Below are 24,343 nucleotides of genomic sequence, written 5' to 3' on the forward strand. Positions count from 1 at the left end.
CAAAAACCCCACGTTCGCACGTGGGGTTTTTGCTTTCTTACGCGAAAAAATCTGCGTCAAATCTCGATCTTCGTCCCCAGTTCCACCACGCGGTTCGCCGGAATGCTGAAGAAATCAGTAGGCTTCGCGGCGTTCTGATGCATCCACGCGAACACCCGCTCGCGCCACACCGACATGCCCGGCAGTTCCGTCGGCACCACGGTTTCACGCGCCATGAAGAACGACGTGTCCATCAGTTCGAAGATCATCGCGTGCGTGCGCGTGATCTGCTCGAGCACGGCTTTCACGTCGGGCGTCTCGTTGAAACCGTAGGCCGCTTTCACGAGAAACAATCCGCCGCCGATGTCCTTCACTTCAAGCCGGTGCGCGTCGTCCACATAGGGGATGTCGCGCGTCTGGAAATTCATGAACAGCGTGCGCTCGTGCAGCACCTTGTTGTGCTTCAGATTGTGCAGCAGGCTTACAGGGACGAGCGAGTCGCTGCCGGTGAGATAGATGGCCGTGCCCGACACGCGATGCGGCGGATGCGCGAGCAATCCTTGCAGGAAGGGCATCAGCGGGATACCGTCGGCGGCCGTGCGGTCCTTGACGATCATGCGGCCCTTGTACCAGGTCATCAACAGGAAGAACAGCGCTCCGCCGATGCACAGTGGCAGCCAGCCGCCCTGCTCGATCTTCAACAGGCTCGCGCCGAAGAAACCGATGTCGATGGCAAGAAACACCGCGATCATCGCGCCGACGAGCCAGCGGCTCCAGCCCCACAGGTTGACCATCACGACCGACACGAGGATAGTCGTGGTCAGCATGGTCGCGGTGACGGCGAGACCGTAGGCCGCCGCCAGATTCTCCGAGCTCTTGAAGCCGACCACGATGCACAGGATGATGAACAGCAGCATCCAGTTCACGAGCGGGATATAGATCTGCCCGATCGCCAGTTCGGACGTATGCAGGATCTTCATGCGCGGCACGTAGCCCAGCTGGATGGCCTGGCTCGTCAGCGAATACGCGCCCGAGATGACCGCCTGCGACGCGATCACGGTGGCGACCGTGGAAAGGATCACGAGCGGCAGCAACGCCCAGTCAGGCGCGAGCAGGAAGAACGGGCTTTCGATGGCCTTCGGGTCGTGCATCAGCAACGCACCCTGGCCGAAGTAGTTGAGCAGCAGCGACGGCATCACGAGCGTGTACCAGCCGCAGCGGATCGGCTTCACGCCGAAGTGGCCCATGTCCGCATAGAGCGCTTCCGCGCCGGTCAGCACAAGCACGACCGAACCCAGGACGATGTACGCCTGCAGCACGTGCTGCGCCATGAAGGAGAAGGCGTAATAGGGATTCAGCGCGGCGATGATGCGCGGTTCCTTCACGATGTGCGCCGCGCCGAGCACGGCGAGCGTGACGAACCACACGAGCATGATCGGGCCGAACAACCTGCCGACCACCGCCGTGCCATGCCGCTGGATCCAGAACAGCGCGATCAGGATGACGATGGTGATGGGCAGCACGTACGGCGTCAGCTTGGGTGCGGCGATCTCGAGGCCTTCGACCGCGGAGATCACCGACATGGCCGGCGTGATGACGGCGTCGCCATAGAACATGCACGCGCCGAAGATGCCGAGCATCATCAGCACGCCCGATATCTTGCCGGAGTCCTTCACGCTGCGCAGCGCGAGCGTGGTCATGGCGAACACGCCGCCTTCGCCGTTGTTGTCGGCGCGCATGACAAACAGCACGTATTTGACGGCCACCACCATGATGATGGCCCAGAACAGCAGAGAGATGACACCGAGAATGGACGCCTCGGACAAGCCGATGCCGTGTGACGGGCTGAACGCTTCTTTCAGGGAATACAGCGGACTCGTGCCGATGTCGCCGAAGACGATGCCAATGGCCGCGACCGTCAGCGAGGGCAATGACTGTTTATGCTCGTGCGCGTGAGTCGTCGTGGTCATAAAAGCGGGATATCCGTCCAGAGCGGAAAAAACGAACGCCATTCTATCGAACGCGGCACGCCGGAGCACCTTCCTTGAGCGCTGCGATCGCGCCGTCGCAGACGCGAGTGAGAGTTTAGCATCGTGCCCCGTGCGCGTTGGCGCGGGCACGCGTTACCTTTCGCGACGCCTGCGCGTCCGCCGCGCACGGCAAAACGCCGTTGCATCGGGCATCGAGACCGGCGAACGGCGTTGTTTCATGCATGCGCGACAATCGACGCGCCGGAGATCATCCGCGCCCGTTCTGCAGGCCGCGCTTGATCCACGCGCCCAGGTTGTGCGGACGCACCGTGTCCCATTCCTCGAACGGTTGATGAATCCACGGGTTCGTCTCGAGAAACTGCACGTGATAGTCGGGCTTCACCTTCGAGCATGCCTTGTACCAGAGCACCGCCGAGCGCACCGCCGTGATGTCCGGATAGCGCTCCTTCAGATGCTCCTGCACGCGCGCCAGCGTGACGCCCGAGTCCACCAGGTCGTCGACCAGCAGCACGTTGCCGGAGAGGTCGCCGCGCGTCATCGTGATGTACTGTGCGATGTCGAGCGCGCCCTGCTCGGTGCCGGCGGCCTCGCGGTACGAACTCGTCGCGAGAATGGCGAGCGGCAGGTCATAGATGCGCGAGAGCTGGTCGCCGACGCGCAAGCCGCCGCGCGCGAGGCACAGGATCTTGTCGAACTTCCAGCCCGACTCGTGCACCTTGAGCGCAAGCAGTTCGATCAGCCGGTGGTATTCGTCCCAGCCGACCCAGAGGTTCTTGTCGTCGTTGCGCGGATCCGTCATCGCGATCATGGTGAGGCTCTTCAAATTCAAGTGTTATATGCGAAATGTGGCCGCAGAGGCGGCCACATTCTTTACAGCGTCCGTTCAGGCAACCCGGGCTCGCGTACAGCTCAGACCTTGAACGGGTGACGCAGCAGGATGGTTTCGTCGCGGTCCGGACCGGTCGACACCATGTCGATCGGCACGCCCGCCACTTCCTGCACACGCGTCAGGTACTGGCGTGCGTTGTCCGGCAGGCTGTCCCATTGCGTGATGCCGACGGTGCTTTCCTTCCAGCCGCCGAAGCTTTCGTACACCGGCTCGCAGCGCGCCACTTCCGAAGCGCCGCGCGGCAGGATGTCGACCTGCTTGCCGTCGAGCATATAGCCCGTGCAGAGCTTCACTTCATCGAGACCGTCCAGCACGTCGAGCTTGGTGATGCACAGGCCCGAGATGCCGTTGATCTGGATGGAACGGCGCAGTGCTGCCGCGTCCAGCCAGCCGGTGCGGCGCGGACGGCCCGTGACGGAGCCGAATTCCTTGCCGACGGTGGCGAGCGTCAGGCCGACCTGTTCCTGACGCGCGGCGTTGTCGGCGTCGTACAGTTCGCTCGGGAACGGGCCCGAACCGACGCGCGTGCAATACGCCTTCGTAATGCCCAGGATGTAGTTCAGGCGTTGCGGACCGATGCCCGCGCCCGCCGTGGCCGCACCCGCGACGCAGTTGCTCGACGTGACATACGGATAGGTGCCGTGGTCGATGTCGAGCAGCGTGCCTTGCGCGCCTTCGAACAACAGGTTGCGGCCGGCGTGGTTCTCGTCGTAGAGACGGCGGGAGACGTCGGTGACCATCGGCGCGAGACGGTCGGCGTAGCCGAGCATGGTCTCGAGGGTTTCCTGGAAGTCGACGGCCTTCGCGCCGAGATACTGCGTCAGCACGAAGTTGTGAAAGTCGAGCGCTTCGCGCAGGCGTTCTTCGAACACGGTGCGGTCGAACAGGTCTTGCACGCGCAAACCGCGGCGCGCGACCTTGTCTTCGTACGCCGGGCCGATGCCGCGACCGGTCGTGCCGATCTTGCCGGCGCCGCGCTTGGCTTCGCGCGCCTGGTCGATAGCGACGTGATACGGAAGAACGAGCGTGGCGGCTTCGGAAATGAACAGACGCTTCGACACGTCGATGCCGGCGGCTTCCAGTTCGTCGATTTCCTTGAACAGCGCTTCCGGCGACAACACGACGCCATTGCCGATGTAGCAGGCCGTGCCCGCGCGCATGATGCCCGAAGGAATGAGGCGCAAGATGGTCTTCTTGCCGCCGATGATGAGCGTGTGGCCGGCGTTATGACCGCCCTGGAAACGGACGACGCCGTGGGCGTGGTCCGTCAGCCAGTCGACGATCTTGCCCTTGCCCTCATCACCCCACTGGGTGCCCACCACGACGACGTTGCGCCCCGGGTTCACATTCACTGCACTGGCAGACATGTTGATTCGTTAGCTGGTTAAAAACGCATTTTACCTATGTTCGCGAAAGGTTCCGAGTTTTTCGGGATGCGATTCGCGATTCCTTCACGCACGCGCCATTGGAATGTGCTACCAAAAACCCTTGCCGATCAAGCGATTATATTCATCGCAGGTTCCGGGCAAGCGTTCAGGACCGCGCTTCCACCGTCCACGCGCCGTCGCGCTCGATCAGCACGCGGTCGAAGGCGAATTCGTCCAGATCGTGTTCATGGCCGGGCAGCGCCTGGATCACTACCTCGCCCGCGTCGCGCAGCGCAGCAATGGCCACGCGCAGCGGTTCGTCGTGCTTCCACGGCGCCAGGATCGCACTGCCGCGTGCATCGACGGGCGAAATGCGCGCGACTTCCCGCAGGTCGAGCGAGAAACCCGTCGCGGGCCGCGCACGGCCGTACGCCAGACCGACGTCGTCGTAGCGGCCGCCGCGCGCAACCGCGTTCGGCACGCCATCCACATACGCCGAGAACATCACGCCGCTGTGGTACGCGTAGCCGCGCAGGTCCGCGAGATCGATCATCAGTTCCGCACCTTCCACCTGGCTCGCGAGGAACGCGAGGTCGTCGAGGGCGCGCGAGATCACCGGCAGGTTCGGCAGGCGGCCGCGCGCGATCTGCAGTACCGATGCATCGCCGTACAGCGACGGCAGCGCCCGCAGCGCGTCGCGCGGCACCGGGCTGAGATGCGCGGTGAGTTCGTTCAGGCGCGGCACGTCCTTGGTGGCCAGCGCGTCATAGAGCGCCTCGCCGAGGGACGCCGCGGCCGGCTCCAATTCCAGCAGCGCCGCCAGCACGCCCGCGTGGCACAGGTCCAGCCGCACCTTGCGCAGTCCCGCGAGATGCAGCGAATCGAGCATCAGCTGCTGGATTTCGAGATCCGCTTCCAGTCCGGCGTGGCCGTAGATTTCCGCGCCGATCTGAATCTGCTCGCGGGTCGCGTGCAGGCCGCGCGGACGCGTGTGCAGCACGACGCCCGCATAGCAGAGACGCGTGACGCCCTGCCGGTTCAGCAAGTGCGCGTCGATGCGCGACACCTGCGGCGTGATGTCCGCGCGCAGGCCGAGCGTGCGCCCGGACAATTGATCGACGAGTTTGAAGGTGCGCAGATTCAGGTCGCTGCCGCCGCTCGTCAGCAGCGATTCGATGTATTCGAGCATCGGCGGCATGACGAGCTCGTAACCGTACGAGCGGAACCGGTCGAGCAGGCGGCGACGCAGCTCTTCGATCTTGCGGGCTTCCGACGGCAGGACGTCGGCAATATTCTCGGGAAGCAACCAGGTGGACATCGATACGTTTCCTACGGGACGCAAGCTGTCGCGCTCAGTGCGCGGGCTTGCGGACGACAACGGTCAGGGACGGAGGATCAAGAACAAGACAGGTCAAAAGTCGGCGTGGCGCCGCGCGCTTCACGTCGCGATCAGCAGCAGGATGAGCCCGAGCACCATCGCGATCAGCCCGCCGATGCGGATGTGGTTCACCGGCCGCTCCGCGATGCGACGAAACGTGTCGCGCCAGGCGGTCGGAAACACGAAGGGAAACATGCCTTCGATGATGAGCATCAGCGCAACAGCGAGCAGTAACGTCTCGGCCATGTCCAGGAAATCGAAGATGCAGCGCGACCGCGGGTAAGCGGTCGCGCCGCGCGGCAGGATCAGCGCTTCGCCGTGGCGGGCGCGGACGTATCCGGGAGGCCGCCGGTCGGGCTCTTCATGAAGCGGAAGAAGTCGCTGCTTGGGTCGACGATCATCACGTCGCCCGGCTTGAACGTCTTCTTGTACGCTTCGAGGCTCTGATAGAACTGGTAGAACTGCGGATCGCGCCCATAGGCGTCGGCCGCGATGCCCGCCGCCTTGCTGTCTCCTTCGCCCTTGATCGACTGCGCCTGGCTATAGGCATCGGCGAGAATCTGCTGCTGTTCGCGCTCCGCGTCCGCCTTGATCTTGTCAGCATCCGCCGTGCCCTTCGCGCGCTCGTTCGCCGCCGCCTGCTGGCGCGCCGCGATCATGCGCTTGTAGACCGAATCCGCCACCGTCGACGGGAAGTCGATGCGCGTCATCTGCAGATCCACGAGTTGCACGCCGAAGGCCGCGGCCGCGGCTTCCACGCTCTTCTGCGCGTCGCTGGCCAGGGTTTGCTGGTTGCCCAGCGCGTCGGTGAGCGAGCGCTTGGCGAAGCCGCTCGCGAGCGCCGTGCGCGCCAGCGCGGTGATGCGCTCCTGCGCCGTCTGCGTGTTCTTCTCGTTGCTTTCGAACAGCTTCAGCGGATCGGCGACACGGTACTTGATCACCGTGTTCACCATCACTTCGTTCTTGTCGGCGGTCGTGAAACGGTCCGCACCGGATTCGTCGATGGTGAGCGTGCGCGTGTCGATCAGCGTGAGCGTCTGGAACGGCGGCGGCAGCTTGAAGTGCAGGCCCGGCCCCGCGACGCGCGGATTGCCTTCGCCATGTGCGGCGACGACGCCGGCATGTCGTTCGTCGACGGTAAAAATCATCGACGAGCCGATGAACAGCACGATGACGACCGCGACCACGAGCGCAATGATTCGGTTCATGTGTGCGCTCCTTACTGCAGGTCTTCGGAACGGCTGCGCGAGCGGAACGCATCGCGCGAACGCAGCGGGTCGCTCGCGCTTGCGCCGCTGGCCGCACTCGCAGCGCTGGCCGCGCTGGCGGGCGCGGCGGCGGCCGGCGCCGATGCGGGCGCCGCGCTCTGCGCGCGGGCTTGCTGTCCGTCGACGGCAGCCGGCGCAACCGGCGCGCTGGCGCCATCGGCCGCGTCCTTGGCCTGCTGACGATTCGCTTCAACCAGCTTGTCGAGCGGCAGATACACCACGTTGTTGCCTGCCTTGCTGTCTACGAAAACCTTCGTGGTGCGCGAATAGATCTGCTGCATTGTGTCCAGGTACATGCGTTGGCGGATGACCGCGGGCGCCTTCGAATATTCGGCGTAGACCTCCTTGAAGCGCTCGGCGTCGCCCTGGGCCTGCGTGACTTCGCGATTGCTGTAGGCGGTGGCTTCGTCGACCATCTTTGCCGCGTCGGCTTTCGCGCGTGGCAGGAGTTGATCGGCGTAGGCTTGCGCGGTGTCGCGCGCGCGTTCGTTGTCCTGGCGCACCCGCGACGCTTCCTCGAACGCCGACTGCACCTGCTGCGGCACCTGCACGCTCTGCACCGCGACGCCGGTGACCTGGAGACCGGTGCGGTAGGCGTCGAGCGAACGCTGGATGGCGTCCATCAGACGCGTGCGCAAGGCCTCGCGATCCTTGTAGAGCATGTCGTCGGTGCTGAGGCCGCCGGCGATCTCGCGAATGGCCGCCTGCGCGGCCTGCACGACGCTCTGGTCGGGATCGAGATTGCGATAGAGAAAGTCAGTGGCCGAACGGATCTGATATTGCACGGCAAAGCGCACGTCGACGATGTCCGCGTCGCGGGTCAGCAGCGAGGCATCGCGCACGTTGCCCTGCGACAGCGCGGTGCCGCGGCCCACTTCGACCGAGCGGATCTGCGAGGTATCGACGATTTCGTTCGACTGGAACGGATACGGCAGGCGCCAGTGAATGCCCTGCTGAACCGTCTGGCGATACTGGCCGAACTGCGACACGACACCGACATGACCGTCCTGCACGACGAACACGCCGCTACCGAGATAGATGGCGATCAGCACGCCGATGACGATGCCCAGCCCGATCTTGCCGCCGCGGCCGTTCTCGCGCGGCGCGCCTCCGTTGCCGGGCTTGCGGCCGAACAGGCCGGCCAGGCGCCGGTTGAAGTCGCGCCACATTTCGTCGAGGTCGGGCGGACCGTCGTCCTTGCCGTTCGGACGCTTGCCGTCCTGCGGACGCTTCGTGTCGTTCTTCACGCCATTGCCATTGCCATCGCCCCGCCCCCAGCGCGGATCGTTGATCGAAAAGACGGCAGGGTTGGCTTGCCGGTTAGTCCGCTCGTTGTAGTCGTTCACTCAGTGATTCACCATTAGACAGCCGGGTCGATTCCGGGCCGGTTCCATTCCGCTGCGGATCACTGTCCGTGTTCAGGAACCGTGTGGTCGTCACGTTGATCGGCAGGCCGCTGGTCGCCGGGCTGCGCGTTCGTGTCGTGTGTGGCGTTTGACCCGGACTGCGTGGATTGCGTTGCTTCGGACTTTGCTGCGGACTTGGCCGCGGACTTGGCTTCAGACACCGCCTTGAAGTCCGCACCGGATTCCGCCTCGGATTCTTCCTGCGCGTCCGGGAATTCCGCGAGCACACTGGGAAGGCTCGCTTCCGTTTCCCCGATCTCCGCCGCGGCAATTTCCGCGATTGCGGCGCGCAGTGCATCGAGTCCCTGACCCGTGCGCGCACTCAAGAAAACGCGCGAAATATTACCATACTCGTCCCTTTCGACCGCCTCGCCGCGGGCCGCGAGCTCCGGCACAGCGTCGATCTTGTTGAAGACGAGAATCTGGCGGATTTCGTCCGCGCCGATGCCCCGCAGCACCTCGTTGACCTGATCGATCTGATCGAGCCGCACCGCGCTCGAGGCATCGACGACATGCAGCAGCAAGTCCGCATGAATGGTTTCCTCGAGCGTCGCGCGGAAGGCCGCGACCAGCTGGTGCGGCAATTCGCGGATGAAGCCGACGGTGTCCGATACGACCACGTGCCCCGCTTCCTCGCCGAGATACACGCGGCGCGACGTGGTGTCGAGCGTGGCGAAGAGCTGGTCGGCGGCATAGGCCTGCGCCTTCGTGAGCGTGTTGAAGAGCGTGGACTTGCCCGCGTTGGTATAGCCGACGAGCGACACCGACATGGTCCGGTTGCGCACGCGCTGGCGACGCTGCGTGCCATGCTGGCGACGCAGCTTCTCGAGCCGCGACTTGAGCGCCTTGATGCGCTCGCCGATCAGGCGGCGGTCGGTTTCGAGCTGGGTTTCGCCGGGGCCGCGCAGGCCGATACCGCCTTTCTGGCGCTCGAGGTGAGTCCAGGCGCGAATCAGGCGCGTGGACAAATACTGGAGTTGCGCGAGTTCGACCTGCAGCTTGCCTTCATGGCTGCGGGCGCGTTGCGCGAAGATGTCGAGAATGAGGCTGGTGCGGTCCACCACGCGGCGATTCAACGCACCTTCCAGATTGCGTTGCTGCGCGGGCGCGAGGGCGTGATTAAAAATGACGAGTTCGACGTCGTTCGCTTCGCACTGCAGACGCAGTTCCTCGACCTTGCCGCTGCCGATGAACATCTTGGCATCGGGACTCGAACGGCGGCCGGTGAGCGTGACGGCGGGATGAGCGCCCGCACTTTGTGCGAGCAGACTGAGTTCTTCAAGACTGGCTTCGAAATCGATTTTGCCGAAGTCGATGCCGACAAGCGCTGCGTTGATCAAATTGATATGTTTAATTTTTGAAGCGACCGGCGAGTTGCTTAATATTGGCTATTCAAATGGCAATGCGCACCGGTCGCGACATGGTTTAGGACGTTTCGGCGTCCGGGTGGAAATTCACCGGGCGGGCCGGCACGACCGTGGAAATGGCGTGCTTGTAGACCATCTGGGTGACCGTATTTCGGAGCAACACGACATACTGGTCGAAGGATTCGATGTTGCCTTGGAGCTTGATGCCGTTGACCAGATAGATGGAAACCGGGACATGCTCTTTACGCAATGCGTTCAAAAACGGGTCTTGTAACAATTGCCCTTTGTTGCTCATAGGAAACTCCGTATATTTTTTTGCAGGTTGGAAGTATTGTGGACGAAGAAAAAGAGATCCGCCGACAATCGCTACACTATAGCTGATTTTCGCTGATTCACGTTTCGGCGCCAGTCGGCCAAAAGGCCAGCAGCGCACCGCGCAGCGGGCCTCTCAACGGGATTCGCGGCCGCCCCAACAGCTGCCTTGAACCCTCCCCGCCGGCACCGGAACGCCGGACTTTCACGCGGCTCTCATTCCTTGTCCGCGTAAGGGTTTCGACTCGATCGAAACTCTATGCGAAGTGGAGTGCCCACCAGCCCGAAAGTTTCCCGGAAGCGTCCTTCCAGATAACGTTTATAGGTATCCGTGATCGCGTCGAGCGCGTTGCCGTGCACGACGATGATCGGCGGATTCTGTCCGCCCTGATGCGCATAGCGCAGCTTGGGACGGACCGGGCCGCGCCGTCGCGGCTGCTGGAATTCAACTGCGTCGATGAGAGCGCGCGTGAGCTTCGGTGTCGGCAGCTTTGCCATTGCCGCGGCATAGGCTTCGTCGACCGATTTCAGCAACCCGCTGATGCCGGTCTTCTCCAGCGCCGAAACGTAATGGAATTTAGCAAAGTCCAGAAACTTGAGCTTGCGCGTAAGGTCGGCCTTGGTGCGCTCGCGCACATGTGAATCCAACCCGTCCCACTTGTTCACGCCCACCACCAGCGCGCGGCCCTGCTCCACCACGAATCCCGCGATATGCGCGTCCTGCTCGGAGATATCCTGCTGCGCATCGAGCAGCAGGATCACGACGTTCGCATCCGAGATGGACTGCAAGGTCTTCACGACCGAGAACTTCTCGATGGCTTCGAACACCTTGCCGCGACGGCGCAGGCCCGCCGTGTCGATCAGCGTGTACTTGCGGCCCTGGCGCTCGAAATCGACGTAGATCGAATCGCGCGTCGTGCCGGGCATGTCGAACGCGATGACGCGCTCTTCGCCGATCAGCGTGTTCACGAGCGTCGATTTGCCGACGTTCGGACGCCCGACGATCGCAATCTTGACGCCGTGCTTCGCCTTCTCCGCCTCGGTCTCTTCCGGCTGGTCGGCATAGGCGATGTCGAGCGCGTCGTTGATCATCTCGGTCACGCCGTCGCCGTGCGCGGCGGAAATCGCGCGCGGGTCGCCCAGGCCGAGTTCGTAGAAGTCGGCCGCGACCGCCGAGTACTTCATGCCCTCGGCCTTGTTCACGACCAGGAAGAGCGGCCGGCCGGTCTTGCGCAGATAGTCGGCGATCGCCTTGTCCTGCGGCGCGAGCCCGTTGCGCCCGTCGACGATGAACACGACGATGTCCGCTTCCTCGACCGCCTGGCGCGTCTGGCGCGCCATTTCGTGCAGGATGCCGTCCTTCGCGACGGGCTCGAAGCCCCCGGTATCGACGACGAGGTACGGGCGCTCGCCGCCCACGCGGCCCTCGCCGTAGTGGCGGTCGCGCGTCAGGCCCGGCAGGTCGGCGACGAGCGCGTCGCGCGAGCGCGTGAGCCGGTTGAAGAGAGTCGATTTCCCCACATTGGGGCGCCCGACGAGGGCAATCACGGGTTTCATCTGATGTTGTTCAAGGTTGAACGCAAGGCGGACACGGTACGCGCGGCAAAAGTTGTCGTGCGTGCTTCGATGCCCCTGCGTTGCTACGCCGCGCAGTGGCTGCGCCTGTCGAAAATTAGCATGGTTTCGGCTTGCCGCACGCACGTGGCGCCGGCCGTTCCGGACTCCGGCCTTCATTTGCCGGTTCGCCGGGTTTCGCCTCTCGTGAGGCTGTCTCCGTCGCTGCTGGACGCGCGGCGGGTGCGCGCGCCTCGTTGCAGTCGTCCCGCTCTTGCGTGCGGGTTGTATCGCGATGCGCGCACGGCGCACCGATTGTTTCTCGTGCGGCCCGTCGTGGCAGGCCTGCCGCGCCGCCTGAGCGACGCGCGTACAGCATGTTGGCCGGAACGGAGTGTCGCGTTTCCTTCCAGCCGGTTACAGCTTTAGTTGCTCGGTCGGAAACCGTAGATATCGCCGTCGTGCGTCTGCACCACGAGCGTTTCTCCGGCCAGCACGGGCGCGGCGGTGATCGCGCTGCCGTCGGTCGGCGCACGGCCGATCAGCGTGCCGTTTTCCGTGTTCAGGAAGTGCACGAAGCCCTTGTAATCGCCCACCACAACCGCGCGGCCCAGGATGTACGGCACGCTGACGCTGCGGTTCTTCAGCACGTCGGACTTCCACAGCGGCGAGCCGTCCGACGCGCGGAAGGCGTTGACCACCGACCAGTCGTCGCCCGCCGCGACGACCTGCTCGCTTTGCGCGAGGCCGCTGTCGCTCGAGAAGTTCTTCTCCCAAACCGGCTGGCCCGAGTTGGCATCGAAACAGCCGATACGGCCCTGGAAGGTCACCGCGCACGTCTGCGCACCGACCAGCCCCGGCGCGCCGGTCACGTCGTTGATGCGCTCGACTTCAGTCACGCCCTTCGGATAAGACACGGGCGCCTGCCAGTAGGCGTCGCCCGTTTGCAGGTTGATGGCCGCGAAGGTGCCGCCCGGGAAGCCCGCCAGCACCGCCTGGTTGCCCGCGAAGGTCATGCCGGCCGCGACGCGCAGGTTGAGCGGCACGGCGCGCAGCTGGAACACCCACTTCTGCTCGCCGGTTTGCGCATTGAACGCGATCACCTTGCCGTCGATCGTACGCACGATCACGAGATCATTGCCGACCAGCGGCGGCGACACGATTTCGCCCGGCGCCGTGGCCGTCCACAGTTGCTTGCCGTCGGGACCGAGCACGTCGACCTGGCCTTTCAGGCCGCCCACGGCCGTCAGATTGCCGTCGCTGCCCACGCCCGCCGACAGATCGTCCTTCAGCTTCACGCGCCAGACGTCCTGACCGGTCTTCGCATCGATCTTCGCGACCGAACCGTTGGCGCCCGCCGCGTACACGTAGTCGCCCACTGCAACCGGCGAGAACAGATAGCGGCCCGCCTTCCCGACGCTCGCCTTCCACGCCTGGTTGACGGTCAGCACCGGCTTGAAGTCCGCGAGCGGCACCGGTTCGCGGCGTTCATCCTTGGTCGACGAACAAGCGGTCAACAAGACGGTCATCGCGCAGGCGAGCGGTACGGCGTAGCGTTTCAAAAGAGTCATCAGTGGACGCAATGTGGAAAGTTGAACGGGTTGATCGGTGTACGCGCCGCGCCGCGCGTGCGGCGTTCGGACGCGGCGGCCAGCACACGCGATCGATGCTTCGAGGACGAACCGGCGCGAACCTTAGCCGCCCAGCGCATCGAGCTTGAACTGGACCAGCTGACGCGCGGACGTGTCGTTCGCGGGCAGCGTGTCGAGCGCGACCTTGTAGGACGCGCGCGCATCGTCGCGCTTGCCCTGGGCCGCCAGCAAGTCGCCGCGACGATCCGCGATGACGCCTTTGAACGCGTCGAGCGGGGAATCCGCGAGCAGCTTCAGGCCTGCGTCGTAGTTCTTCTCGTCGAGCAGCACGAGCGCCAGGCGCAACTTCGCGATCTGCTTGTACTCGTCGTCCTTCGCGTGATCGATGACCCATTGCAGCTGGGTCTTCGCGCCGGCCGCATTGCCTGCCGCGTACAGCGATTTCGCCGCCGCGAGCGCGCTCATTTGCGCGTAGGCCGTGCCGCCGAACTTGTCCTCCATGTCCGACGCCATGCGTGAGACCAGCGCCTGGTCGGGTCCGTTCACGGCCTGTTGCAGATGGTCGTACAGCACGGAGGCTTCGGCTGCCTGGCGGCGCTGCCAGAAGTTCCAGCCGTTGTAGCCGGCGGCCACGATGAGCACCGCAAGCACGATCCAGGTCGCGGCGTTACCCCATTTGGCCCACCAGGCTTTTACGCTTTCAATCGATTCTTGTTCGTCGTGATAGCTCATCGTCCAGCTGATCCTTCCTGCGTTTCATGACTTGCAACGAGTGCCGCGCGCGATGCCGGCGCTGCGCGATCCGGCGGATGCGCGCGGCTAACTGCCGGGAATTTTGCCTAAAAATTAGGCAGCGTCATCATCGGCGGTTGCAACCATCGCATTGATTAGGTATTCGGTCAAGTCTTCGGCCGGCACGTTGACCTGCGCGTTCTTTTGACCGTCGACGCCCTCAGCGCCCGAGCGGCGCAACGGCTTCACGCCGATCAGGCCCTGCGCGAGTTCGTCTTCTCCGAGCACCACGGCAAACGCCGCACCGCTCGCATCGGCCTTCTTCATCTGCGACTTGAAGCTCGCGGACGCGCCGTCCGGGCTGCAGTGAAGAATCACGTCGAGGCCCGTGTCGCGCAGACGTTCGGCGACGATGAACGCCTGCTCCGCCGCCTGCTCGCCCTGATGCACGACGTAGACGTCGGTGCCATCGGCTTCCGGCACGAGCTGTTCTTCCTTCAGCAATTCGAGGATGCGCTCGACGCCCATCGCCCAGCCGCATGCGGCCGTCGGCTTGCCGCCGAGCTGCTCGATCAGCGGGTCATAGCGTCCGCCGCCCGCGACAGTGCCCTGTGCGCCGAGCTTGTCGGTGACCCATTCGAACACGGTCAGGTTGTAATAATCGAGACCGCGCACGAGACGCGGATTGACCGTGAACGGAATGTTGTTTGCCTTGAGCAGACGCTGCACGCCGTCGAAATGCTTGCGCGATTCTTCGCCGAGGAAATCGACGAGCTTCGGCGCGTTCTGCGCGATCTCCTGCAACGCCGGATTCTTCGTGTCGAGCACGCGCAGCGGGTTCGTATAGAGACGGCGCTTTGCTTCCTCATCGAGAAGGTCGACGTGCTGTTCGAGATAGGCGATCAGTTCCGTGCGATGCGCCGCGCGCTCGTCCGCCTGGCCGAGCGAGTTCAGCTCGAGGCGGATGCCGGTCAGCCCGAGGTCGTCCCACAGGCGCTGGCACATCATGATGATTTCGGCATCCGTGTCCGGACCCGCGAAACCGAGCGCTTCCACCCCGACCTGATGGAACTGCCGATAACGCCCGCGCTGCGGACGCTCGTGACGGAACATCGGGCCGACATACCACAGGCGCTTCGGGCCGTCGTACAGCAGGTTGTGCTCGATGGACGCGCGCACAACCGCGGCGGTGTTCTCCGGGCGCATGGTCAGATGCTCGCCGTTGAGGGCATCGGTGAAGCTGTACATCTCCTTCTCGACGATGTCCGTCACCTCGCCGATGCCACGCGTGAACAACTGCGTATGCTCGATGATCGGCGTGCGGATGTTCTGATAGCCGTATGCGCGCAGCATCGATTTGACGGTGGTTTCGAAGAAATCCCACAGCGCGGCATCCTGCGGGAGGATGTCGTTCATGCCCTTCACGCCCGTCAGTTTCTCGAGCCGCTTCTTCTGTTCAGTCATCTGTCTTTAGAGTGATGCCGTGGACGTCTCTTCGCGCGCGCCGGCCTTCTGGCCGTAAGTGCGCTCGACATAGTCGCTGACGATTTGCTGGAATTCCTCGGCGATGCGCTCGCCGCGCAGCGTCTTCACCTTCACGCCGTCGACGAAGACGGGCGCCGCCGGATTCTCGCCCGAGCCCGGCAGGCTGATGCCGACGTTCGCGTGCTTCGATTCGCCCGGCCCGTTGACGATGCAGCCCATCACCGCGACGTGCATCTTCTCGACGCCGGCGTATTTCTCGCGCCAGTCGGGCATCGAGCGGCGCAGATAGTTCTGGATCTGCGACGCGAGTTCCTGGAACAGCGTGCTGGTGGTGCGCCCGCAGCCGGGGCACGCGATGACCATCGGCGTGAAGGAACGCAGACCCATGGTCTGGAGGATTTCCTGTCCGACGACGACTTCGCCCGTGCGCGCGCCGCCCGGCTCGGGCGTCAGCGAAATGCGGATGGTGTCGCCGATGCCTTCCTGCAACAGCACCGACAGGGCCGCCGTCGACGCGACGATGCCCTTCGAACCCATGCCCGCCTCGGTCAGCCCGAGGTGCAGCGCGAAGCTGCAGCGCTGCGCGAGTTCGCGATACACGGCGATCAGGTCCTGCACGCCGCTGACCTTGCACGACAGGATGATCTTGTCGCGGCCGAGGCCCAGTTCGACGGCGCGTTCCGCCGAGCCGATGGCCGACTGGATCAGCGCTTCGTACATCACGCTCTGCAGTTCCCAGGGCGTGGCGCGCGCGGCGTTTTCGTCCATCATGCGCGCGAGCAGGTCCTGGTCGAGGCTGCCCCAGTTCACGCCGATGCGCACCGGCTTGTCGTACTGGATCGCGGCTTCGATCATCTGCGCGAACTGCGTGTCACGCTTGGCGCCCTGGCCGACGTTGCCCGGATTGATCCGGTATTTCGACAGCGCTTCCGCGCATGCGGGATGATCGCGCAGCAGCAGATGGCCGTTGTAATGAAAGTCGCCGACGAGCGGCACGCTGACGCCCATCCGGTCCAGTTGGTCACGCACGTGGGGCACGGCGGCGGCGGCTTCGGGCGTATTCACCGTGATGCGGACCAGTTCCGAACCCGCCTGCGCGAGTTCCTTGATCTGGATCGCGGTGCCGATGGCGTCGGCGGTGTCGGTATTGGTCATCGACTGCACGCGCACCGGCGAATCGCCGCCGATGGTGACCAGCTGACCGCCCCAGCGCACGTCGACCGCGTGCGACGCGCGGCGCCGCAACGGACCGCCGAACACGGGTTCGGCCGAACAGATCTTGCTGCTGATCAGGGATTGAGCTTCGGATTGCATCGCATGACCCTTTGGAAACCTTGCCGCCCGTTGCGGCATCCGGTTACGTCTGTGGAATCTTGAGCGGGCGGCGCGGCTTGTGCCGTGACGCCCCTGTTTCGCTTGTTGCTTGCGTTTGTTGCTTGCGTTTTTTGCGGCGCGCGTACTCAGGGCAATGAGAGACGCGCGACGTTGCCGCGTGCGGCAGCGTAACGTTTGGCGTCGACGGGCTCGTCGTCCACCGACAACGACTCCACGCCCTTGACATTGCCGACGGTCACCTTGAAAGGCGGCTCGCCTTGCACGCGCTGGGTGTTGCCGGCGCGCACGAGTCCGGAGTACAACTCCTTGCCGTCCTTGCCGCGCACGCTGAACCAGCTGTCTTCCTTGACCTTCAGTTCGACCGCGCCCGAGCCGCTGCCGGCCACCGCAGGCGCGGAACCGGCCGTGACCGCCGCGGGAGCAGCCGCCTTCGACGCCGCTGCCGGCGCCGCAGCCTGATTGGCCTGGCTCTGCACCGCCGACAGCGCCGACGAGGACGCCGGCAGCGCGTTCGTGCCGAGCGGACGCGGCATCGGCTGCTCGCCGGGTGCGGCGGCGACTTCAGGCAGCGAGGCTTCGCCCGTGTTGGCGGCGGCGGCTTCGTCCGGCGTGGCCGCGGAGGACGATGCGGCCTTGTCAGCCGAATCCACGCCCGCCGAGGCGCCGACGCCCGTGGCCGACTTGAGGCGCGCGAGCCAGTCGCTCGACTCGCCGCCGGTATGCCAGGTGACGAGTGCGGCGAGCACGACGAGGACGGCGAGAATGCCCCACATCCACGAACGCTTGCGGCCGGTCGAATTGCCGAGCGGCACCGAGACGCGGCCGCGCGGCATGTCCGCACCCGCCGACACCGGCACTTTCAGATTCTGCCCGACAACGCCAGCGTCGCGCCGGAAAGCCTGCGTGAACGGCGCGGGATCGGCGCCGAGAATTTTCGCGTAGCTGCGCACGATGCCCGCCGCGAAAGTGCGGTCGGGCAAATGGCTGATGTCGCCGGCTTCGAGCGCGAGCAGTTTCGGCGTCGAGACCTTGAGTCGCGCGGAAACGTCGTCGATCGACCAGCCCTTCGCCTGCCTGAGCTGCGCGAGGCGCGCGCCGACTGCCGGAATGGAGTCCAGCACCCCCGCCTGGCCCGCATTCAATGCCGCGCCTTCCGCTCCGGGCTGTCCGTCGCGCGGATCATTGCGCTGCGCGTCGGACGAACTGCCGGAATGGTTGCTGAAAGGCGTCGGATGTTGCGGCTCACTCATGCCAAATTCCTCGCATCGATTCTTTTATATAGCGCCGCGGTGATGTGCATTTCGAACTACGTTTTCGAACTACGTGAACGATACAACCCGGGCGTCATGGCAGACCGCTTTATAACAAAATGTTCGGCTTCGCGTTTTCCGGCGGCCGGTTTCGGCGCACCGGCTTCGCGCCGCATCAGACATATCAGACCGCCCGTACCTCGATGACCTTGCCCTGCGCCCGGTTCGTCCGTTCCGCCAGCCGCGTACGGTCCTGCACCGCGCCCGCCAACTGCCCGCATGCCGCGTCGATGTCGTCGCCACGCGTCTTGCGCACCGTTGTCACGATGCCCGCGTCCATCAGGACTTGCGCGAAGCGCTTGATCTGCTCGTTTTTCGAACGCGTCAGACCCGATTCCGGGAACGGATTGAACGGAATCAGGTTGAACTTGCACGGCACGTCGCGCGTGACGGCGAGCAACTCGCGGGCATGCGCTTCGGTGTCGTTGACGCCGTCGAGCATGCAGTATTCGAACGTGATGAAATCGCGCGGCGCCACCTTCAGGTAACGCTGGCAGGCGGCCATCAACTCGCGCAACGGGTACTTCTTGTTCAGCGGCACCAGCATGTCGCGCAGCGGATCGTTCGGCGCATGCAGCGACACCGCGAGCGCCACCGGCAGGTCTGCCGCGAGCCGGTCCATCATCGGCACGACGCCGGAGGTGGACAGCGTCACGCGACGGCGCGACAGGCCGTAGGCGTTGTCGTCGAGCATCAGCCGCATGGCCGGCACGACGGCGTCATAGTTCAGCATCGGCTCGCCCATGCCCATCATCACGACGTTCGTGACGACGCGCTCGCCCTTGCCCGGGCCGCCTACGTCGCGCCCGAGCGACTTGCGCAGCGCGAATTCCGCCATGCGCAACTGGCCGATGATTTCGCCCGTGGTGAGGTTGCGGGAAAAGCCCTGCTTGCCGGTGGAACAGAAACGGCAGTTGACCGCGCAGCCCGCCTGCGACGACACGCACAGCGTGCCGCGCGTTTCTTCTGGGATGAACACGGTTTCGACCGCGTTGCCATTGCCGACGTCGATCAGCCACTTGCGGGTGCCGTCGGCGGAAGCGTGGTCCTGGATGATGTCGGGCATCGCCATGTTGGCGCGGCCCTTGAGTTTTTCGCGCAGCGATTTGGCCAAGTCCGTCATGCCGTCGAAGTCGTCGGCACCGTATTGATGGATCCAGCGCTGCAATTGCTTGGCGCGAAACGGCTTTTCGCCCAGGCTGTCGCAATAGGCGACGAGTCCGGCGGCGTCGAGATCGAGAAGGTTGACGGTGTTGCTCGTCATGTCGAGATGTGCCATTTCAGATTGCGAAGTCCGGGCGGCCTCTTCGAAGCCCGGCCCGGGACCGTTCGCGCCAATTCCTGCGGTATTACGACTTCAGTGCGTCGCGGCGCGATGCCGCGCCCGTTGAACGGCGCGGCGACGTACGCAGCGATTAACGCGAGTAGACGTTCACTTCCGGAAAGAAAAAGGCAATTTCCTGACGCGCCGTTTCAGCGGCGTCCGAGCCGTGCACGGCGTTCGCGTCGATGCTGTCAGCGAAGTCAGCGCGGATCGTGCCCTTGTCGGCCTTCTTCGGGTCCGTGGCGCCCATCAGGTCGCGGTTCTTGGCGATTGCGTTTTCGCCTTCCAGCGCCTGGATCACGACAGGGCCCGAAACCATGAACTCGACCAGATCCTTGAAGAACGGACGTGCGGCGTGCACGGCGTAGAACTTTTCCGCGTCGGCGCGCGACAGATGAACCATGCGCGACGCAATGATCTTGAGGCCCGCGTTTTCGAAACGGCTGTAGATTTGGCCGATAACGTTCTTTGCCACTGCGTCCGGCTTGATAATCGACAGGGTGCGCTCGATCGCCATGAAAAACTCCAAAAAATGAACGGTTTACGAATTAAAACGAATCGACAATTGTAGCATGAAGCAAGGTATGATTGCGATTGAAACCTTACGACTCCGTAAGCATCAAACCCCGAAGGACCTGAACGGCGGCAGTGACCCGCCTTGGCCATCCGGGCTATTGAATTCGTCGTGCTGCGGGGCCATATTGGAGCGAAACGCCGCATTGCAACTGGCGCATGGCAACGTGCCTCGCGCCCGCGGTGGCGGTGTCCTAATGCAGGTTTAAGTCCGCGCACCTATCATTGGTGTGTGACGGATGTGGCGGGAAACCGAATCACAGACAATTGGAGCAAGGAGAAACCATGAACGAATCCCCCTACGGCTTTGGCCGCAACGGCAGCATCACTTCCGTCGAGACGCGCAACCGGGTGCTGCGCAACACGTACTGGCTGCTCGCCCTCTCCATGGTGCCGACCGTGCTCGGCGCCTGGATTGGCGTGGTGACGGGCTTCTCGCTGTTCGCAGCGTCCAGCCCGGCCATGAGTTTCATCGCGTTCCTGGCCATCGCCTTCGGCTTCATGTTCGCCATTGAGAAGACGAAGGAGAGCGGCGTGGGCGTGGTGGTACTGCTCGGCTTTACGTTCTTCATGGGCCTGATGCTCTCCCGGCTTCTGAGCGCCATTCTCGGTTTCTCGAACGGCCCGCAACTGATCATGATGGCCTTCGGCGGCACCGGCGTGATCTTCGCGGCCATGGCGACCATCGCCACGGTCAGCAAGCGCGACTTCTCGGGCCTCGGCAAATTCCTGTTCATGGGCGTGATCGTCATCCTGCTGGCGGCATTCGCGAACGTGTTCCTGCAATTGCCCGCGCTGATGATGACCATCTCGGTGCTCGCCATCGTGATCTTCTCGGCGTACATGCTCTTCGACGTGCAGCGCGTCGTGAACGGCGGCGAGACGAACTACATCAGCGCGACGCTTGCGATCTATCTCGATCTCTACAACGTGTTTACGAGCCTGCTGTCCTTGCTCGGCATCTTCGGCGGCAACCGCAACTGATCGCCGGAACACAGTCAGACAAGGAAAAACGGCCTGCGAATTGAAGTGACCCCGCAGGCCGTTTTTTACATCTGAGCAAACCGCTCGAAGTCAGTCCCGCTCGAACAACGCGATCGACTCCACGTGCGACGTGTGCGGGAACATGTTCACCACGCCCGCGCCCTTCATCCGGTAGCCCGCTTCATGCACGAGCAGACCGGCGTCGCGAGCAAGGGTCGCCGGATTGCACGACACATAAACAATCCGCTTCGGCAGTGGGCCGTCGCCGCTCTGTGCGATGTCCACCAGCGCCTTCGACACCGCGAGCGCACCCTCGCGCGGCGGATCGATCAGGAATTTGTCGAAGTGGCCGAGCGCGCGCAGGTCATCAGCGGTGACTTCGAACAGATTGCGGCACGCGAACGACGTATGGCCGTCGACGCCATTGGCCTTCGCGTTCTCGAGCGCGCGCGTGGTCAGCGCCTCGCTGCCTTCGATCCCCACCACTTCCTTCGACACCCGCGCCAGCGGCAGCGTGAAATTGCCGATGCCGCAGAACAGGTCGAGTACCCGGTCCGAGCGCTCCGGCGCAAGCAGCGACAGCGCCCGCGCCACCAGCACGCGATTGATCTGGTGATTCACCTGCGTGAAATCGGTCGGCTTGAACGGCATGCGGATCGCGAACTCGGGCAGCGTGTACGCCAGTTCCTGATCGAGCGGATAGAACGGCACCACCGTGTCCGGGCCCTTCGGCTGGAGCCACCACTGCACGCCGTGCTCGTCGGCGAAGGTGCGCAGCAGCGCTTCGTCGGCCTCAGTCAGCGGCTCGAGAATGCGCAGCACCAGCGCCGTGACTTCCGTACCCACCGCCAGTTCGATCTGCGGCATGCGATCGCGGATCGACAGCGACGCCACCAGGTGACGCAGCGGCACGAGCATCGCGGAGACATGCGGCGGGAGCACCTCGCAGCTCGTCATGTCGGCGACGTAGCTGCTCTTGCGCTCATGAAACCCGACCAGCACGCCGCCCTTCTTCTCGACATGCCGCACCGTCAGCCGCGCGCGATAGCGATAGCCCCATGACGGTCCGTGGATCGGCCGGAACATGGTTTCCGCGCGCAGCTTCGACAGATGTTCGAGGTTATCTTCGAGCACGCGTTGCTTGACGGCGATCTGCGCGCGCACATCGAGATGCTGCATCGAGCAGCCGCCGCAGATGCCGAAGAACGCGCATTTCGGCCGGGTGCGGATCACGCTTTCGCGCAAAACCTTGACCACCTGCGCCTGCTCGAAGCTGGGCTTCTTGCGGTAGCTCGAATAGCTCACCCGTTCGCCCGGCAGCGCGCCTTCGACAAAGATCACCTTGCCCGGCTCGCCGTCCTCATTCACGGTGCGGCCGACGCCGCGCGCTTCCGCGTCGAGCGAAACAATCTCGATCTCGGGTGCGACGAAGTTCGGATCGGGGGTGACGGATTTCGCCGGCGCGGCGCGGCGGCGATGCGAAGATTTTCGAGCGGTTTCAGACACCTGCGTACTTCCTGACTGAACGAGTGGGCAAAGGCGGGATTGTAGACGAACGCCGCGCGCTCACTTCGCAAACGCCGCCAGATATTCCTGCCAGTGCGGCGAAGTCTCCTTCGCGAGCGCGGTTTTCACCAGGCTGATTTCGTCCGCATACTCATTCGCCGTCAGGCCGCCGCGCATCAACTGGAACCGGCAGTACATGAGGTAGGTATTGACGACGTCGGTCTCGCAGTAGTTGCGGATTTCTTCGATCTGCCCGTCGCAGTACGCATCCCACACCTTGCCGCCGTCCATGCCGAGCTTGCCGGGGAAACCGCACAGCTTCGCGAGCGCATCGAGCGGCGCGTTGGCGCGCGCCTGATACATCGCGAGCACGTCCATCAGGTCCGTGTGCCGTGTGTGATAGCGGCTGAGGTAGTTGTTGAACTTGAACTCGCGGTCGTCCTGGCCCAGGTCCCAGTAACGCGGCGCCGCGATGCCGTTCACCAGCGCGCGGTAATGCAGCACTGGCAGGTCGAAGCCGCCGCCGTTCCACGACACGAGCTGCGGCGTGTACTTCTCGATCACGCGGTAGAACGACTGAATCAGCGCGGCCTCGCCGTCGTCGGTCGTGCCGAGCGAGCGCACGCGAAAGCCGTGCTCGTCGCGAAACACGCAGGAGATGGCGGCCACGCGCTGCAGATGATGCGGCAGGAAGTCATTGCCGACGCGCTCGCGACGCGCTTCGAACGCATGTTCGGCGACTTCGCGGTCGGACAGGTCTTCGGGCAGGTCTTCGAGGCGGCGAACGCCGTCGACATCGGGGATCGTCTCGATGTCGAATACGAGAATCGGTGTCATTGAATCCTGGAACGCGGCGCCCTGTGGACGCCGCCTTGAGCGTTAAAGCACGGCGTCCTTGCGAACGCCGTTGGAAGCGAAGAAGCGCTTGAGCCGCACGAGCGCCTCTTGCTGAATCTGGCGCACGCGTTCGCGCGTCAGGCCCATTTCGTCGGCGAGCTCTTCGAGCGTCGCGGGCTCGATATGGTTCAGCCCGAAGCGCCTTTCTATCACATGACGGTGCTTGTCGGACAGCCGCGACAGCCACAGGCGCGTAAGCGATTCGAGCTCGCGATGCTGCACTTCGGCGTCCGGCGACTGGCTCTGGTCGTCGGACAGCAAGTCCAGCAGGCTGCTGCCCGGATCGAGGTCGAGCGGCGCGTCGAGCGACGCGGTGTGTTCGTTGAGCGCGAGGATATCGGTGACCTCCTCGGGCGTCTTGCCGGTGAGGTAGGCGATGTCGTCGATGCTCGCGTCGCGGCGTTCCGGCGCGACGGCCTGGTTCGAATTAGCCGAATTTCTTTCGAGATGGCGTTTCGCGCGCAATACCTGATTGAGCTCGCGAATGACGTGCACCGGCAGACGCACCGTGCGCGCCTGATTCATGATCGCGCGCTCGATACTCTGGCGGATCCACCAGGTGGCATAGGTCGAAAAGCGAAAACCGCGCGTCGGGTCGAATTTCTCGATGGCGTGCATCAAACCCAGATTGCCTTCCTCGATCAGGTCGAGCAGCGGCACGCCGCGATTCAGATAACCCTTTGCGATGCTCACGACGAGCCGCAGATTGCGCTCGATCATCACCTGTCGCGCGTCGAATTCACCGGCCTTGGCGAGACGCGAATAGCGCTGCTCTTCTTCCACGGTGAGCAACGGCTTGACGCTGATGCGATTCAGATAATGCTGAATGGTGTCGGCCGTGAGTTCGGCCTGCATCAGCGAGCGGAAGTCGTCGGGGTCGGGCGCGGAATCGTTTGCGCGTTCGGCCGTTTCTTCGCCGCGTTTGCCACGGCTCGATGTTTCTTCCTCGGACTCGGAATCAGAGTCGACTTCGACGTCGACATTCTCGGCGTCGTCGTCAGTATTCGAAGCACCGTCTTCCACCGACACTTGCAAAGGTCGGCTGATCGTCTCAGTCTCGGCTTGCGGCAGGCGGCGCTTCGTTTTTGGCATGA

General features: G+C 64.0%; 21 protein-coding genes. 1 reads left to right on the top strand and 20 read right to left on the bottom strand.

From position 1 onward, the window contains the following. Positions 1 to 56 precede the first annotated feature (56 nt). The 17 genes from QCE63_RS09130 to ndk all read right to left on the bottom strand — a co-directional run bounded on the left by QCE63_RS09130 (position 57) and on the right by ndk (position 19,806). The gene (locus tag QCE63_RS09130) at positions 57 to 1,949 is read right to left on the bottom strand and encodes a potassium transporter Kup (RefSeq protein WP_309832418.1); all 1,893 of its coding nucleotides are present in this window, start codon (positions 1,947 to 1,949) and stop codon (positions 57 to 59) included. 268 nt (positions 1,950 to 2,217) lie between these two features. Then, on the bottom strand, positions 2,218 to 2,778 hold the full coding sequence (locus QCE63_RS09135) for a phosphoribosyltransferase (RefSeq protein WP_309832419.1): 561 nt from the start codon (positions 2,776 to 2,778) through the stop codon (positions 2,218 to 2,220). Between the two features lie 101 nt (positions 2,779 to 2,879). Beyond that, entirely contained in the window at positions 2,880 to 4,226 is a 1,347-nt protein-coding gene (locus QCE63_RS09140) for an adenylosuccinate synthase (RefSeq protein ID WP_309832420.1), read from the bottom strand. A gap of 166 nt (positions 4,227 to 4,392) precedes the next feature. Next, complete coding sequence (locus QCE63_RS09145; protein WP_309832421.1) at positions 4,393 to 5,544, bottom strand: ATP phosphoribosyltransferase regulatory subunit; 1,152 nt, start codon at positions 5,542 to 5,544, stop codon at positions 4,393 to 4,395. A gap of 120 nt (positions 5,545 to 5,664) precedes the next feature. After that, positions 5,665 to 5,856 carry a DUF2065 domain-containing protein gene (locus QCE63_RS09150; RefSeq protein WP_309811530.1) on the bottom strand — a complete coding sequence of 64 codons (192 nt, stop codon included), beginning with the start codon at positions 5,854 to 5,856 and terminating at the stop codon, positions 5,665 to 5,667. A 53-nt stretch (positions 5,857 to 5,909) separates the two neighbouring features. Next, a complete protein-coding gene (gene hflC, locus QCE63_RS09155; protein ID WP_309832422.1) occupies positions 5,910 to 6,812 on the bottom strand; it encodes a protease modulator HflC in 903 nt (300 codons plus the stop codon). Positions 6,813 to 6,823: 11 nt separating this feature from the next. Next, positions 6,824 to 8,218: an FtsH protease activity modulator HflK gene (gene hflK, locus QCE63_RS09160; protein WP_309832423.1), complete on the bottom strand. Its 1,395-nt coding sequence runs from the start codon at positions 8,216 to 8,218 to the stop codon at positions 6,824 to 6,826. A 59-nt stretch (positions 8,219 to 8,277) separates the two neighbouring features. Next, positions 8,278 to 9,618, bottom strand: a complete 1,341-nt coding sequence (gene hflX, locus QCE63_RS09165) for a GTPase HflX (protein ID WP_309832424.1) — start codon at positions 9,616 to 9,618, stop codon at positions 8,278 to 8,280. Between the two features lie 85 nt (positions 9,619 to 9,703). After that, complete coding sequence (hfq, locus tag QCE63_RS09170; protein WP_035930711.1) at positions 9,704 to 9,940, bottom strand: RNA chaperone Hfq; 237 nt, start codon at positions 9,938 to 9,940, stop codon at positions 9,704 to 9,706. Positions 9,941 to 10,173: 233 nt separating this feature from the next. After that, positions 10,174 to 11,514, bottom strand: a complete 1,341-nt coding sequence (gene der, locus QCE63_RS09175; RefSeq protein WP_309832425.1) for a ribosome biogenesis GTPase Der — start codon at positions 11,512 to 11,514, stop codon at positions 10,174 to 10,176. Positions 11,515 to 11,936: 422 nt separating this feature from the next. Next, positions 11,937 to 13,082, bottom strand: a complete 1,146-nt coding sequence (gene bamB, locus QCE63_RS09180) for an outer membrane protein assembly factor BamB (protein ID WP_309832426.1) — start codon at positions 13,080 to 13,082, stop codon at positions 11,937 to 11,939. A gap of 123 nt (positions 13,083 to 13,205) precedes the next feature. After that, positions 13,206 to 13,835, bottom strand: a complete 630-nt coding sequence (locus QCE63_RS09185; protein WP_309832427.1) for a tetratricopeptide repeat protein — start codon at positions 13,833 to 13,835, stop codon at positions 13,206 to 13,208. A 114-nt stretch (positions 13,836 to 13,949) separates the two neighbouring features. After that, positions 13,950 to 15,299 (bottom strand): histidine--tRNA ligase, encoded by a 1,350-nt coding sequence (hisS, locus tag QCE63_RS09190; protein ID WP_309832428.1) that lies wholly within the window; start codon positions 15,297 to 15,299, stop codon positions 13,950 to 13,952. Positions 15,300 to 15,305: 6 nt separating this feature from the next. Beyond that, positions 15,306 to 16,634: a flavodoxin-dependent (E)-4-hydroxy-3-methylbut-2-enyl-diphosphate synthase gene (gene ispG, locus QCE63_RS09195; protein WP_309832429.1), complete on the bottom strand. Its 1,329-nt coding sequence runs from the start codon at positions 16,632 to 16,634 to the stop codon at positions 15,306 to 15,308. Positions 16,635 to 16,780: 146 nt separating this feature from the next. Beyond that, positions 16,781 to 17,905: a RodZ domain-containing protein gene (locus QCE63_RS09200; protein WP_309832430.1), complete on the bottom strand. Its 1,125-nt coding sequence runs from the start codon at positions 17,903 to 17,905 to the stop codon at positions 16,781 to 16,783. A gap of 184 nt (positions 17,906 to 18,089) precedes the next feature. Beyond that, the gene (gene rlmN / locus QCE63_RS09205; protein ID WP_309833748.1) at positions 18,090 to 19,229 is read right to left on the bottom strand and encodes a 23S rRNA (adenine(2503)-C(2))-methyltransferase RlmN; all 1,140 of its coding nucleotides are present in this window, start codon (positions 19,227 to 19,229) and stop codon (positions 18,090 to 18,092) included. 151 nt (positions 19,230 to 19,380) lie between these two features. After that, positions 19,381 to 19,806 (bottom strand): nucleoside-diphosphate kinase, encoded by a 426-nt coding sequence (ndk, locus tag QCE63_RS09210; protein WP_309832431.1) that lies wholly within the window; start codon positions 19,804 to 19,806, stop codon positions 19,381 to 19,383. A 341-nt stretch (positions 19,807 to 20,147) separates the two neighbouring features. On the opposite strand from ndk, the gene QCE63_RS09215 reads away from it, so the two are divergent. Beyond that, on the top strand, positions 20,148 to 20,846 hold the full coding sequence (locus tag QCE63_RS09215) for a Bax inhibitor-1/YccA family protein (RefSeq protein ID WP_309832432.1): 699 nt from the start codon (positions 20,148 to 20,150) through the stop codon (positions 20,844 to 20,846). Positions 20,847 to 20,936: 90 nt separating this feature from the next. Here the strand turns inward: QCE63_RS09215 and rlmD are convergent, their stop codons facing one another. Genes rlmD through rpoS form a run of 3 tightly spaced genes read right to left on the bottom strand, consistent with a single transcriptional unit; the run spans position 20,937 to position 24,341 of the window. Continuing rightward, positions 20,937 to 22,352: a 23S rRNA (uracil(1939)-C(5))-methyltransferase RlmD gene (gene rlmD / locus QCE63_RS09220; protein WP_309832433.1), complete on the bottom strand. Its 1,416-nt coding sequence runs from the start codon at positions 22,350 to 22,352 to the stop codon at positions 20,937 to 20,939. 60 nt (positions 22,353 to 22,412) lie between these two features. Further along, positions 22,413 to 23,189: a 3'-5' exonuclease gene (locus QCE63_RS09225; RefSeq protein ID WP_309832434.1), complete on the bottom strand. Its 777-nt coding sequence runs from the start codon at positions 23,187 to 23,189 to the stop codon at positions 22,413 to 22,415. 42 nt (positions 23,190 to 23,231) lie between these two features. After that, on the bottom strand, positions 23,232 to 24,341 hold the full coding sequence (gene rpoS, locus QCE63_RS09230; RefSeq protein ID WP_309832435.1) for an RNA polymerase sigma factor RpoS: 1,110 nt from the start codon (positions 24,339 to 24,341) through the stop codon (positions 23,232 to 23,234). Between the last annotated feature and the right edge of the window lie 2 nt (positions 24,342 to 24,343).

The organism is Caballeronia sp. LZ065 (assembly GCF_031450975.1).
Classification (GTDB): domain Bacteria; phylum Pseudomonadota; class Gammaproteobacteria; order Burkholderiales; family Burkholderiaceae; genus Caballeronia.